General features: G+C 50.8%; 11 protein-coding genes and 1 tRNA gene. 2 read left to right on the forward strand and 10 right to left on the reverse strand.

Annotated elements, in window-relative coordinates; translation table 11 throughout:
* Positions 1 to 8 precede the first annotated feature (8 nt).
* Positions 9 to 1,877: a tRNA uridine-5-carboxymethylaminomethyl(34) synthesis enzyme MnmG gene (mnmG, locus tag Abor_RS05350; RefSeq protein WP_048840809.1), complete on the reverse strand. Its 1,869-nt coding sequence runs from the start codon at positions 1,875 to 1,877 to the stop codon at positions 9 to 11.
* A 21-nt stretch (positions 1,878 to 1,898) separates the two neighbouring features.
* Positions 1,899 to 3,221 (reverse strand): tRNA uridine-5-carboxymethylaminomethyl(34) synthesis GTPase MnmE, encoded by a 1,323-nt coding sequence (gene mnmE, locus Abor_RS05355; protein ID WP_048840810.1) that lies wholly within the window; start codon positions 3,219 to 3,221, stop codon positions 1,899 to 1,901.
* Positions 3,222 to 3,473: 252 nt separating this feature from the next.
* On the opposite strand from mnmE, the gene Abor_RS05360 reads away from it, so the two are divergent.
* On the forward strand, positions 3,474 to 3,941 hold the full coding sequence (locus Abor_RS05360; protein ID WP_048840879.1) for a methylated-DNA--[protein]-cysteine S-methyltransferase: 468 nt from the start codon (positions 3,474 to 3,476) through the stop codon (positions 3,939 to 3,941).
* A 32-nt stretch (positions 3,942 to 3,973) separates the two neighbouring features.
* Here the strand turns inward: Abor_RS05360 and Abor_RS05365 are convergent, their stop codons facing one another.
* The 5 genes from Abor_RS05365 to Abor_RS05385 form a co-directional block, all read right to left on the reverse strand.
* Positions 3,974 to 6,088, reverse strand: a complete 2,115-nt coding sequence (locus Abor_RS05365) for a M1 family metallopeptidase (protein WP_371861237.1) — start codon at positions 6,086 to 6,088, stop codon at positions 3,974 to 3,976.
* A gap of 198 nt (positions 6,089 to 6,286) precedes the next feature.
* The gene (locus tag Abor_RS05370) at positions 6,287 to 6,961 is read right to left on the reverse strand and encodes a hypothetical protein (RefSeq protein ID WP_048840811.1); all 675 of its coding nucleotides are present in this window, start codon (positions 6,959 to 6,961) and stop codon (positions 6,287 to 6,289) included.
* 442 nt (positions 6,962 to 7,403) lie between these two features.
* A tRNA-Pro gene (locus tag Abor_RS05375) sits at positions 7,404 to 7,480 on the reverse strand.
* A 90-nt stretch (positions 7,481 to 7,570) separates the two neighbouring features.
* Positions 7,571 to 8,158: an LOG family protein gene (locus tag Abor_RS05380; protein ID WP_052946365.1), complete on the reverse strand. Its 588-nt coding sequence runs from the start codon at positions 8,156 to 8,158 to the stop codon at positions 7,571 to 7,573.
* A gap of 61 nt (positions 8,159 to 8,219) precedes the next feature.
* Complete coding sequence (locus Abor_RS05385; protein WP_048840882.1) at positions 8,220 to 9,425, reverse strand: MFS transporter; 1,206 nt, start codon at positions 9,423 to 9,425, stop codon at positions 8,220 to 8,222.
* Positions 9,426 to 9,561: 136 nt separating this feature from the next.
* Between Abor_RS05385 and Abor_RS05390 the strand changes: the two genes are divergently transcribed.
* Entirely contained in the window at positions 9,562 to 10,137 is a 576-nt protein-coding gene (locus Abor_RS05390) for an NUDIX domain-containing protein (protein ID WP_048840812.1), read from the forward strand.
* Positions 10,138 to 10,203: 66 nt separating this feature from the next.
* Here Abor_RS05390 and hemJ read toward each other — a convergent pair whose 3' ends face one another.
* The 3 genes from hemJ to hemE are packed head-to-tail and all read right to left on the reverse strand — an operon-like array spanning position 10,204 to position 12,433.
* Positions 10,204 to 10,656 carry a protoporphyrinogen oxidase HemJ gene (gene hemJ, locus Abor_RS05395; protein WP_048840813.1) on the reverse strand — a complete coding sequence of 151 codons (453 nt, stop codon included), beginning with the start codon at positions 10,654 to 10,656 and terminating at the stop codon, positions 10,204 to 10,206.
* A 2-nt stretch (positions 10,657 to 10,658) separates the two neighbouring features.
* Positions 10,659 to 11,357: an HAD family hydrolase gene (locus Abor_RS05400; RefSeq protein WP_084594386.1), complete on the reverse strand. Its 699-nt coding sequence runs from the start codon at positions 11,355 to 11,357 to the stop codon at positions 10,659 to 10,661.
* Entirely contained in the window at positions 11,354 to 12,433 is a 1,080-nt protein-coding gene (hemE, locus tag Abor_RS05405) for a uroporphyrinogen decarboxylase (RefSeq protein WP_048840814.1), read from the reverse strand. The genes Abor_RS05400 and hemE overlap by 4 nt, the downstream gene beginning before the upstream one ends.
* Positions 12,434 to 12,597: the final 164 nt, after the last annotated feature.

The following is a 12,597-nucleotide window of genomic DNA, read 5'->3' on the forward strand; positions in this document are numbered from 1 at the left end:
TGCTTGGCTCACTGCGTTACCCGCTGCCGCACATGGGCTAAAATAGCCACAAGGGCTGAGGGTGTTATACCCGGTATTCTTTGCGCTGCATTAAAATTTTCGGGCTTTGCTTTTTCAAGCCGCTCTTTCATTTCAGAACTTAAGCCACCAATGGCCGCAAAGTCTAACGTAGCGGGAAAGCGTATTTCGCTTTCGGCCTCAAGCTGTTTAATTTCACGCTGCTGGCGCACAAGGTAGCCTTTGTAACGGGCCTGTGTCGTAACATAATGCCGTGCCCGCGCCGGGGTAGCGGCAAACCACGGCGCAAGGGTATTCAGGCTTTCTTCTGTAACACCGTAACCCAATACCTCTAGCAATGTGCGCCGCCGCCCATCGAGCGAGACCTTAACCCCAGCCTGTACCAAGGCTTGAGGCTGCCAGCTTTCTTGTTCGGCCTTTTGGGTGAGAGCTTGAATGTCTGTGCAGTCTTGCTCGTAAACGGCTTGGCGTTGCGCCCCAACACACCCCCACTCCAACCCAATTTGGGTTAGGCGCATATCTGCGTTATCGGCGCGCAGGGTTAGGCGGTATTCAGCGCGGGAGGTAAACATGCGGTAGGGTTCGCTCACACCTTGCATGGTAAGGTCATCAACCATCACGCCCAGATAGGCTGTGCCCCGGTCTAGGCTTACTGCTTGTTGCCCACCTGCCCTACGGGCCGCATTTACGCCTGCAAGCAACCCTTGGGCCCCAGCTTCTTCATACCCGGTCGTGCCGTTAATTTGCCCAGCGAGAAACAGGTTGGGGCATTTACGCAGTTCCAGAGAGGTTGTGAGTTCTCGGGGGTCTACATAGTCATACTCAACAGCATAACCGGGCTGCGCAATAACGGCGTGCTCTAGCCCGGCAATAGAGTGAATCATTTCTTCTTGCACATCAGCAGGTAGACTTGTTGAAATACCGTTAGGGTAAATCAGGTCTCCCCCTTCATGCTCGGGCAGTGCTTCTGGCTCTAAAAATAACTGGTGGCTTTCTTTTTCCGCAAAGCGCACCACTTTATCTTCAATAGACGGGCAATACCGTGGCCCACGGCCTGAGATAGCACCGCCATATACAGCAGAAAGATGTAGATATTTTCTTATAATATCATGCGTTTTTTGGTTTGTCGCTGTAATACCGCATACGAGCTGTTGGTTTGTTATGCTTTTGGTTAGGCGGCTAAACGGTTCTGGCTCGGCATCACCTTTATCTTCTGCCAAGCTCGCCCAATCAATCGAATTTTTCAATAACCGCGCGGGGGTGCCTGTTTTTAGCCGCCCCATTGCCAGACCTAGCTTTTTTAACCGCGTCGCTAATGCAACTGACGGTTGTTCTCCAACGCGCCCGGCGGGTTTTGATTTATGCCCAACATGAATAACTCCATCAAGGAAGGTACCCGTAGTGAGCACAACAGCGCCAGCACGGTAAGTTGTGCCGTCTTCACACACAACGCCTTCAACCGCTCCTTGCGCGTTACACAGTAAGTCGCCTGCGGCACCTTCTGCACACTCAAGATTTGGGGTTTCAGCCAGCAACGCCTGTACGGCTTGCTTGTATAAAAACCGGTCTGCTTGTGCTCTTGGCCCCTGCACGGCTGGGCCTTTAGAACGGTTTAAAAGCTTAAAATGAATACCCGCACGGTCTGCGGCACGCGCCATAATACCATCTAGGGCATCAATTTCACGCACAAGGTGGCCTTTACCAATGCCACCAATAGCCGGGTTACACGACATAGCACCAATGGTGCTTTTACGGTGCGTGAGTAACAGTGTACGGGCACCACACCGTGCGGCAGCAGCAGCAGCCTCGCACCCAGCATGGCCACCCCCCACAACTATTACATCATAAAAATGCTGCATTACCTGCTGCCTTTTGCAAACTTACTTACCAATACAAAACTGCCCAAACACAGCATCAAGCAGGTCTTCTACCCCTACTTGGCCGGTTACACGCCCTAGCGCACGCATAGCAAGGCGTAGCTCCTCACCGCGCATTTCTGGCCACTCTTGCTCTAGTGCCGCTTGTAAACACGCTACGGCCTCTTGCACGCCAGCTTTATGCCGTGCACGCGTTAGCAAAGGTGCCCCAAAAGACGACTGCGCCGTTAGTGCCTCTACACGGCGTTCTAGCACCGCACGCAAGGCATCAAGCCCTTCTCCCGTTTTTAGGCTGACCGGCATGACAGGTTCATTTAGCACTGTTGCAGGAACCTGCCCAAGGTCTGTTTTATTACCAATTAAAATAGCACCCGCAAAAACAGACTCCGGCGCATGGTCAGCCGCAAACATTTGTAGCACACAGTCGGCTTGTTTCACGTGAAACAAAGCACGCTTTACACCCTCGGCCTCTATTTCGTCTTCGGTCTCGCGCATGCCTGCGGTGTCTACAAAGGTTACTTTTACACCGGCAAGGCTACCGCTTACCTCAATGGCATCGCGCGTGGTACCCGCAATGGGGGAAACAATGGCCGCGTCTCTATCAGCCAGCCAGTTTAACAGGCTAGACTTACCGGCATTAGGTGGCCCAGCTATAGCAAACACCACCCCTTGCCGAATACGCTCACCGCGTGCGCCTTCCTGAATATGGGCCTGCATTGCGGTTATTAGGCTTTGTATATTCTGGAGCAGGCCTTGTTCTACCTCTGGTGGTAGATCTTCGTCCGGAAAATCTATCAAGGCTTCCTGGTGGGCTAAGGCACGCTTAAGCTGCTCTGCCCAGCCTTGGTACAGCGTGCTTAAAGCCCCGTCTGATTGGGCTAGGGCTATTTTGCGTTGGCTTTCCGTTTCAGCCTCTACTAGGTCAGCTATACCTTCGGCTTCAACTAAATCCATACGGCCATTGGTAAAGGCTCTCCGTGTAAATTCACCGGGTTCAGCAGGGCGTGCCCCCCCTGCCACTAACGCCTCGGCCACCGCTTTAATAATGGCTGGGCCAGCATGCAGGTGTAGCTCAAACCCGTCTTCGCCCGTGTAGCTATTAGGGCCGGGAAACCACAGTACCAAAGCTTCATCAAGCAGGTTGTCTTGTGTTGCTGCGTTAGCCCATATACGGCGCAGGGCCGCGCGCCGTGGTGCTGGCAGGCGGCCACATAGGCGTGCCAACAGCGCCTGACTACCCGCACCACTTACCCGCATAACAGCAATGGCGGCCCGCCCCAAGCCTGTTGAAAGCGCAAAAATGGTTTGCTCGTTTTGGTAACCCATAGCTGCTTTTTTCTTCCTTTAGGCATAAGAACAACTGGTGCGGGATGGTGCTGCTGCCCGCTATTTACACGCAATAGTCTTGCGTCAACACAAGCAGCCAAGATGGGGCTTTTTAAAACAGAACCGGGCTAGGGTGTCACCCCTCTTTACACATAAAGCATTTGCCTCTGTTTGGGGCATGGTAAAGCCCCGCCTGCCCGCATACTATGGGAAAAAGCAGCTTTTAACGCCACACACCGGAGCACACACACCATGCCCCAGCTTTCTCTTCACTCCCCATTAGGGCCACTTACTCTTTCTGAAGAAGACGGAAAAATAATTTCTCTCGATTGGGGCTGGGGCCGAGACCAAACTGAAACGCCCTTGCTCTGCCAAGCCCGAGACTGGCTGGATAAATGGTTTGATGAACCCCAAGCCCTTGGCGCTTTCCCGTTTCCGCTAGAGCCGTTTGGTACAGAGTACCAGAAAAAAGTATGGGCGGCTTTATGCACTATCCCTACAGGCGAGATCACAACCTATAAATCCTTGGCAGAGAAAGTTGGGGGTAGCCCTCGTTCTATTGGGCAAGCTGTGGGCCGCAACCCTATTCCTGTGCTTATTCCCTGCCACCGGGTTGTCGGTAGCCATGGTTTGGGCGGGTATTCTGGTGATGGTGGGGTTGATGACAAAAAGTGGCTTCTTGATTTAGAAGAAGCCACCCTGCCTGCATTTAAAAAATAATACTAAAACTCTACAGGGCACAGGGCAGCGTGCTAGTGCCCTGCCGGCCCCTGCAGAACCGGTGCTTTTTGTGGCGTGCTCTCAACCGGCGCAGGCGCCACAGCCTGTGTGCTTCTGCTATCTGGCTGAACTTGTGCGGGCTGCGGTGCTTTGACATCAAAACTATTATCAGCCCGGTTAAGGTCAGGAATAACGTGGTCTGGATCTAGCACCACAGACCGAATAGCTTGCTGCCCCGGTATTTGCAGGTTTACCTCGTTTTTTTGGTACCATGTCTCGGTTGGTATGCGCACGCGGGCCGAGCTACCATCTACCCATGTGACAGACAGCACGACAGGCAAAGGCAGCCAGCCCTTATTAACCACATGCACCAAAGCGCCCTGTGTAGGGTTTGCGTTTATATAAGAAACGCCGTCTACCGCGTAATCTGGCCCCCAGTTGTTAAAGTACCAACCACGCCAGAACCAAGAAAGATCTTCCCCGCTTTCGCTTTCCATAAGCCTAAAAAAGTCTGACGGTGTAGGGTGTTTATAGGCCCACAACGCAATATAGCGCTTAAAGGCACGGTCAAAACGTTCTGGCCCCACTATTTGCTCTCGCAGTAAGGTAAGCCCATAGGCCCCTTTAAAGTAGGTTACTCCATGCCGGTATTTTTCCGGCACCAGGTCTGCTGGGGTCATGAGTGGCGGCGCTGCGGGGTCTTTGAGCACCTCAAGGCTATCTTCAGCCGGGTTACCCGTTTTGGGGGCATACTCCACATCTTGTTTGGGGGCATACTCACCGTGGTTAAAGTGGGCAGAGGCATACACATCTATAAAGGTATTAAAGCCTTCATCCATAAACGCATTACGGCGCTCGTTTGAGCCAACAATCATGGGAAACCAGCTATGGCCTAGCTCATGGGTTGTAACCCAAAACAGCTCTGCCCCGGCATCGTCTTTGCCATCAAACACAATGCCCGGATACTCCATAGCCGCACCATGCCCACCTACGTTAATGGCGTTTGGCCACGGGTAGGCAAACCATTGCTGAGAAAAATACTCGATTGCGTGCTTTGCATACTCCGTTGAACGATCCCATTTTTGCGCCCCTGCCGCTTCTAGCGGGTAAACAGACATAGCAAGGCGTGGCACCGTTTTACCCGTAGGTGCCTCTGGAGCAAGGGGGGGTAAATCGAGCTTGGCGGCATCCCACATAAGGGCGGGTGAGGCAACAAAAGCCACATCGCGCGTGTTATGCATACGAAAACGCCAGGTTTGCGTGCCCAAAGCCGGGTGGGCTGCAAGAGCCTTTACCTCATCCGCATTCCGAATCAGCACGCGGGTTTCGCTCTGCGCAGCTTGAGCTAAGCGGGCTTGCTCCTGCTGGGTTAAAACCTCTTGTGGGTTTGTTAGACTACCACTGCCTACAACCAAAAAGCCGCTTGGCACAGTTACGCTGTACTCAATATCTCCATAATCAAGGTAGAATTCTTGGCCTAGATAGGGGGCAGTGTCCCAGCCGCGCATATCATCATAAACGGCCATACGGGGGTAGAACTGCGCTATTTCATACACCTCACCCTCTGGCACGTGGCTGTATGCTGTGCGGCCACCCCACTCGGGTGGAATGGTATAATGCCATGAAATTTTAAGGCGGGTTTTACCCCCTTTGCTGCTTAAAGGGGCCTCAAGGGGCACCTGCATACGAGTATCTGAAATAAAGGGTTTAACCGCTATTTCCTGATCAGTGTTAGAAAGCAGGCTAACGGAATCAATCATCACACCACCCGTATGGTGCTTTAACCAATTAGGGTTGGCAAAAGCACCACGAGACCCCAGCGCATACATATTTTGGTCAAGCTGTACCCATAAAACAAACAACTCATCTGGGCTGTTATTGGTATATGTCAGCACCTCAGAGCCAGAAAGCGTGTGGGTTACAGGGTCTATACCAACGTTAATGGCGTAATCTGCCCTGTTTTGCCATGCTGCTGGGCCGGGGGCACCGCTACCAGAATGGTAAAGATTAACAGGCTGAGGCAGAGTTAAAGGGGCAAAAATAACATGTGGGTCTGGCTGGGCTGCCAAAGCTGTGCCGCCTAATACCGTAGCCAGCAAACACACGGGCACAGCGCTGCTACACCTAAGGCGTAAAGACCGGCTCAAAACCCTGTCTCTTTTTGGCTGGTCTTTTAATCGTGCCACGGCTTTCCCCTTTATGATCTATCACGCTCGTTTCAGATCTGTATCTTATTTACAAAAAAGGCATGCACAAAAAAGAAAGGGAGAAAGAGTTTTTCAACCCTGTTCTCCCTCTTTTTCGGTACGCTTTTGCACCAGATAGTTCCTGCTTTTAAAAGCAGCTTATCGCCTATCGCAGCTTTCGGTCAGTTTATTAAAAAAACGCCCTGCACTGCAATGCACCACATCATCTCCCCCCTCTTCATACGCAGGCGGAGCATATTGGTATGTCTCGTTAACAGACCCCTGCTGGGGCTGCGCATAATAACTTTGGGGGGCGTAATAGCTCGGGTTTGCATAAACGTTAGCTGGTAATTCCGGCGCAGAAGATGCCGCAACAGCCCCACCAACGGCTAAGCCAAGGGCAGAGCCAAACACAAACGGGGCGCCCCAACTCCAGCCCCAACTGCCTGCACCATAGCCCCACCCCCAACCGGGGTAACCCCAACCCCAGCCATAATAGGAGCGGCCCCAGCCGCCACCCCAACCACCACCCCAGCGTGGGCCACCGCCCCAACCTGGGCCGCGCCAGCCGGGGCCACGCCAACCAGGCCCGCCACCCCAACCGGGCCTAAACCCACCACCATGAAACCCCGGCCCACCATGAAAACCACCCCCAAAACCAGGGCCTGGGCCGCCACGGTAGCCACCACCACCGCCAAAGCCCGGGCCACCATGAAAGCCGCCGCCCCCAAACCCGCCACCCGGGTGAGCAAAAGCGCTCTGGGGCAGCACAGAGGTAGAGGCCAAAAGCGTAAGCCCCGCAAGGCTACATTTTAAAAGTGTTACTGGTGTCATGTGTCCCTCCCTTAAGGCCACATTGGTGTTCCTGCTGGCAGGAAAAAACTATTTTTGCTTTTGTAAATGTGGTGCGCCCACAGCAAAAATACCACTCAACTTGCCGCTTATTCTGGCGCATCAAAGCTGCGTACAGGGTATAAGATGTGCCTTAACCTTTAACACCACAGACAAGGCAATCTCGTGGCAAGGTCTTTGTGTTATATGGCCAATAAACAGAAAAGAGACATAAGCTAAAAGGATAAGCCTGTTTGACGGTGCATAATGTAAAAGGGCTGCAGGCGTATTTTATACGCACACTGGCAGCATTATGGCGCTCAATACTCACGATTAAAGCCAACAAAACACACTCTTCAAACGCAAAAAGAGCAGAACATCATCAGCTTAAGCAGCTTTGAAAGCGCTTAAAACAGTTGTTTTTTAGCAATTTTGGAAGGAAATATGGTCGGAGTGAGAGGATTCGAACCTCCGGCCCCTGCGTCCCGAACACAGTGCTCTACCAGGCTGAGCTACACTCCGACAGCCTGAGGCGGCTATACCGCTCTCGGGCCTATTTAGCAAGAGCCGAAACGGCAGCAATTCTCTACCGCCCCCGTTTTGCCGCCATTTTTAAAGCTGATCTACAGACAAAGGCGGGGTTGCAGTTGCCTCTGAAAGGCTATGCTCTAATGCCTCTGCCACGTCTTTTACAATCTCAATTTTACCCCGGGCAGAGGCTGTGGCAAAGCCCTGTGCCTCGGCGGCATCAAGCATGGCAATAACCTGATTAGCCCAGCCCGCCGTGTTAACAATAATAATTGGCTTGGCATGCCGCTGGAGTTGTTTCCAGGTCAAAATTTCCATCATTTCGTCAAAAGTGCCAAAGCCACCGGGTAAAATCCAGAATGCATCTGCACGAGAAAACATAATTTGTTTTCTGACATGCATGGAATCAACCACAATCAGTTCGGCCACACCTTCGTGCATTTTTTCGCGTGTGTGCAAAAAATGCGGAATAACCCCGGTTACATTACCGCCTGCACGCAATGTGGCATCTGCAACAACCCCCATAAGACCATGGGAGCCACCACCATAAACAAGCCTGATCCCTTTTTGGGCCAAGAGCTGGCCAGCGTCTTGCGCAACCTGACGGTAGCTCGGGTCGTTGCCAAATCTTGACCCACAAAACACAGCAACAGCTTTAACAGACACAGGCATACTCCCCTCTTTTTATCGTTATCGTCTTACCGCCAAGTGTCTCATGAGCTTAAAAAAAACACTAGGTCTTAAGACCTTTTTGGGTGTTTAATGCATAGCACATAGCCATGCCTATAATCGCACAAAGTGCTGTTATACCAAACAGCACGCCATACCCCCACAAGGGTATAATAAGCCCCAGTAAGGGGCCAGAAACACCTATCGCAATATCTAAAAAGACACAAAATGCACCTATGGCAGCCCCTCTGTTTTCTGGCCCTACGCGCTCGACCGCCCCTACCCCCAAAGCTGGAAATAAAAGTGAAAAACCAGCGCCAGACAGAGCAGCACCAACACAGGCCCAAAATGCTGTCGGGGCATATGCCAGCACCATTAAGCCTAAAGCCTCAACAAAGAGAGAGATAAAGGCAACATTTACGCCCCCACGCCGCATAATTTGGCGGGTAAACCCAAAACGCGTGAGCACAAACACTGTACCAAACAGCGTGAGCGCCAAAGCAGCCCCGCCCCAATGTTGGTCTGAAAAATACAACGTTAAAAGGGCAGAAATAGCCCCAAACCCAACAGAGCCAGCGGCCAGAGCCATACCAAAAGGCCAAACTTTATTTAAAGTTTGCATAAAAGATACAGGCTGAGAAGCTGGCAATGGAGCAACTGCAGGTTGTTTTAACGCTAAAGGTAACCCAATAGCCATAAGAGCAGCACATAAAAGGCCAACGCCAGAAAAGCCGGTTAAAACCGAAGTGCCACCTGCTTGGTACAACACCGTGGCTATAGGTGCGCCTAACGCAATACCACCGTATGAGCACACGCCATTCCAGGAAATAACTTGTGCTGTATGGGCCGCCCCAACCCTACGAATATTCCAGACAATAACGGCTGTAGCCACCCAACTTTCGGCAAAGCCCAGCGTAATACGGCCCGCCAGCACACACAGCAGGGCAAGTACAGGCCAGTGCGTAAGGTAAGCAGACACCGCAATAAACACCCCACATGCTATGCCAGCGTATAACCCTACCAGCACAACGTATTTAGGCCCTTTATGGTCTATTCTATGCCCAGCCCCTGCACGGGTGGCAAAGGTCGCTAAATACTGCACAGAGACCGCAAAACCAGCAATGGCAGAATTAAAACCCAGCTTTTCGCGCACAAAAAGCGGTGTTACGGCCATTTGCAAACCGATAACGCAGTAACAAAACAGGGTAAACACCACAACAGCAAGAATGGTTTTTACAACAGAGGACGCAGGGGGAGTATTATCTGTCATAAAAATCTCTTTCAAATTTGTAGGTTTTTTCAAACATTTTTCAGTGCCTTGGTCTCTAGGCAACACTGCGCTTATAATTTTACAAAAACCAGTTTAGGGTTGCTTACTCTGTTTACAGGACACCCAAAGACCCGGCATGAGCACAAACAAACAAGATGTAGGTGGCTACTCCGTGCTGTCTTCACGCATTGCCTATGAAAACCCATGGACCCGCGTGAGGGAAGACATTATATGCCGCCCCAATGGAGAAAAAGGGCTCTACGGCGTTATAGAGCGCGGTCAATTTTCTGTTATCTTTCCGCTTGGGCTTACGCCAGATGGCAAACCAACTGTTACATTGGTTAACCAATACCGCTACCCGGTGCAAAAACGTTTGTGGGAACTGCCAATGGGCATGTGGGAAAGCCGCCCAGATGCCCTACCTGTTGAACTGGCTATAGGCGAACTCAGAGAAGAAACAGGCCTTATAGCAGGCCACATGCACTATGCAGGGTTTCTCTACCAAGGGGCTGGTTACTCTACCCAAAAGGGTCACATTTATCTTGCAACGCACCTAACACAAAGCACACCACAGCGCGAACCAACAGAGCAAGATATGTATTGCAAAACTTTTTTACTTGAAGAATTTGAAGATATGATCACAAAAAATCAGATACCATGCGCAATAAGCCTTGCCGCATTTACGCTCCTTCGTGCACAAAAACTCGTTTAATACAAAAAAAATCCCTACACATATCTGTAGGGATTTTATGATATTTTGTTATTAAAACACACAATATCAGAATGGCCTTACAATCACCATTATAACAATAACCATCATTAAAACGGTCGGTATTTCGTTGGCAATTCTGTAGTACCGTTCACTATGGGTATTTGCGTCTTTTTCAAAATCTTTACGCCACCGTGCACAAAAACCATGAAAAAGAAACATAAAGAATAATGCTGTCATTTTGCAGTGCCACCACCCTGCATGCCAATCAACTGCACCGGGTGTTAAAACAAGTAAAATGCCAAAAAAGAGGCTTGCAAGCATGGCCGGGTTAATGATGGCCCGTAGCAACCGCCGTTCCATAATTTTAAACCGCGCACTTTCATCTGACCCTGTACGCACTTGGCAATGGTAAACAAACAGGCGTGGAAGGTAAAACATGCCCGCCATCCATGCCATGACAGACATGACATGAAACGCCAAAACCCAACGTGTCCAAGGAAGGAGAGCATCAATAACCATGATCACTGTTCCTGTGTTTTCAAGGCTTTTTGCAATAACGGTGCAAATTCTGACAAATGGTGAATAACCACAAGGTTAGGCCAGTCTGGTACCGGCTCACCCTGTGCACGCAACAAAACACACGCCATACCGGCGTTTACCGCTGCTTTAGCCCCTGTATTACTGTCTTCTAACACAACGCAATTTTCAGGCTTAACGCCTTCTTCTTGTGCTGCATGCAGGTAAACATCAGGCCTTGGTTTAGGAAAACCCATATCCCGTGCAGAATGAATACGGTTTTCAAAAAAATGTTCTAGGTTGGTTGTTTTGAATTTTATTGCCATTTCCTGACAAGATGAATTAGAACCAACTCTTACTGGTAAACCAAGTTTTACAACATTTTCCAGCATGTCATGCACGCCGTCTATTGGCTCAACACCGTTTTGCATGGCCTCAACAAAACGTGCTTGCGTTTGTGCCGCCCATGTAGCGCCAAGAGACTTACCCGTTTTTTCTTCAATAAGTTTTTGAATACCGGGTAAAGCCATACCAGAAAATGTTTCCACCTCTTTGCCAGCAGGTACGGTCATACCTGCTGCACGGGCTTCTTCTGCGCTAATACCGCAACAGGTTGCTTCACTGTCAACCAGTACGCCATCGCAGTCAAAAATAACCAGCTTGAGCTGCCCTTCTGGGGAAAGAACGAAGGGCATTGCCATTATGCTGTTTCCCTAACTGTTTTTACCAAATCAGCTACATGGTCTACAGGTGTTTGGGGCATAACGCCGTGGCCAAGGTTAAAGACATGCGCCCTGCCCTTACCAGCATTTCTAACTGCCAGCGCTTCGCTGCGCATAGCCTCACCTCCAGCTAAAACAGCTAACGGGTCTAGGTTGCCTTGCAGGCCAACATGCTGGGGTATTAGGTCACGCATTAGAGCAATATCAGCCCCGGTGTCTAAGGCTACAACATCAACGCCTGTATCGCGTGCGTATTCTGGCACAAGCATACCGCCTAAACGCGGAAAACCAATAATTTTAACGTTAGGGTGCCTGCTTTTAATATGCTGCACAATTTGGCGCGTGGGCGCAATGACGTGCCGCCTAAACTCAGACGGCGGGAGTAGACCTGCCCAAGAGTCAAACAACATAACGGCTTCTGCGCCCGCTTCAATTTGCGCGCACAGATAGGTTGCTGTTGTTTCTGTTAACAACGCCATAAGCCGGTCAAACAAAGCTGGTTCAGAAAAAGCCATTTCGCGCGTTATGGCAAATTCACGCGAGCCGCCGCCTTCAACCATGTAACATGCAACGGTAAAGGGGGAGCCAGTAAACCCTAAAAGCGTTGTTGCCCCAGCTTGTGCAACACCAATATTTTCTGATCCGTTCAGGGTTTTATTCAAACGGGTTAAGGTTTCAAGAACAGGGGCTGTCACATCAGCAATGCGTTTTGGGTCAAGTTTGGCAAGGTCTTGCTCGCTCCGAATAGCACCAAGAACAGGGCCTTTACCTTCAACAAATTCAAGGGACTGCCCCATAGCCCAAGGCAGAATAAGAATATCTGAAAACAGAATGGCGCCATCCATGCCAAACCGGCGAATGGGCTGAAGCGTTAATTCTGTTGCAATGTCGGGTGTCATGCAGCGTGTCAGAAAATCTGCTTTTGCACGCATGGCCCGAAATTCTGGCAAGAAACGGCCAGCCTGTCTCATGAGCCACATCGGAGGGGGCCACATGGCCTCACCGTTCAGAGTTCTGAGAAGGCGCTTGGAGGAGGAGGTATGTGTGTTGCTGCTCATGTTGTGCAGTCCTGCACGTCTTTTCCCGATGTGTCCACGCCCCCTTAAATATAAAAAAAGGAATAGAAATGATTGGAGTGGTTAGAGGGTACTGTGGATGATGGGGTACCCGGTATTCAGAAAATGTACCCCGTCTTTCCCACAGTGTGTACAGATTGCATTAC

The sequence above is a fragment of the Acetobacter orientalis genome, assembly GCF_000963965.1.
GTDB classification, from domain to species: domain Bacteria; phylum Pseudomonadota; class Alphaproteobacteria; order Acetobacterales; family Acetobacteraceae; genus Acetobacter; species Acetobacter orientalis.

Excerpts from the sequence above, each read along its gene's own strand:
- mnmG (WP_048840809.1), bottom strand. The coding sequence starts at position 1,877 with ATGCAGCATTTTTATGATGTAATAGTTGTGGGGGGTGGCCATGCTGGG.
- mnmE (WP_048840810.1), bottom strand. The coding sequence starts at position 3,221 with ATGGGTTACCAAAACGAGCAAACCATTTTTGCGCTTTCAACAGGCTTG.
- Abor_RS05360 (WP_048840879.1), top strand. The coding sequence starts at position 3,474 with ATGCCCCAGCTTTCTCTTCACTCCCCATTAGGGCCACTTACTCTTTCT.
- Abor_RS05370 (WP_048840811.1), bottom strand. The coding sequence starts at position 6,961 with ATGACACCAGTAACACTTTTAAAATGTAGCCTTGCGGGGCTTACGCTT.
- Abor_RS05380 (WP_052946365.1), bottom strand. The coding sequence starts at position 8,158 with ATGCCTGTGTCTGTTAAAGCTGTTGCTGTGTTTTGTGGGTCAAGATTT.
- Abor_RS05385 (WP_048840882.1), bottom strand. The coding sequence starts at position 9,425 with ATGACAGATAATACTCCCCCTGCGTCCTCTGTTGTAAAAACCATTCTT.
- Abor_RS05390 (WP_048840812.1), top strand. The coding sequence starts at position 9,562 with ATGAGCACAAACAAACAAGATGTAGGTGGCTACTCCGTGCTGTCTTCA.
- hemJ (WP_048840813.1), bottom strand. The coding sequence starts at position 10,656 with ATGGTTATTGATGCTCTCCTTCCTTGGACACGTTGGGTTTTGGCGTTT.
- hemE (WP_048840814.1), bottom strand. The coding sequence starts at position 12,433 with ATGAGCAGCAACACACATACCTCCTCCTCCAAGCGCCTTCTCAGAACT.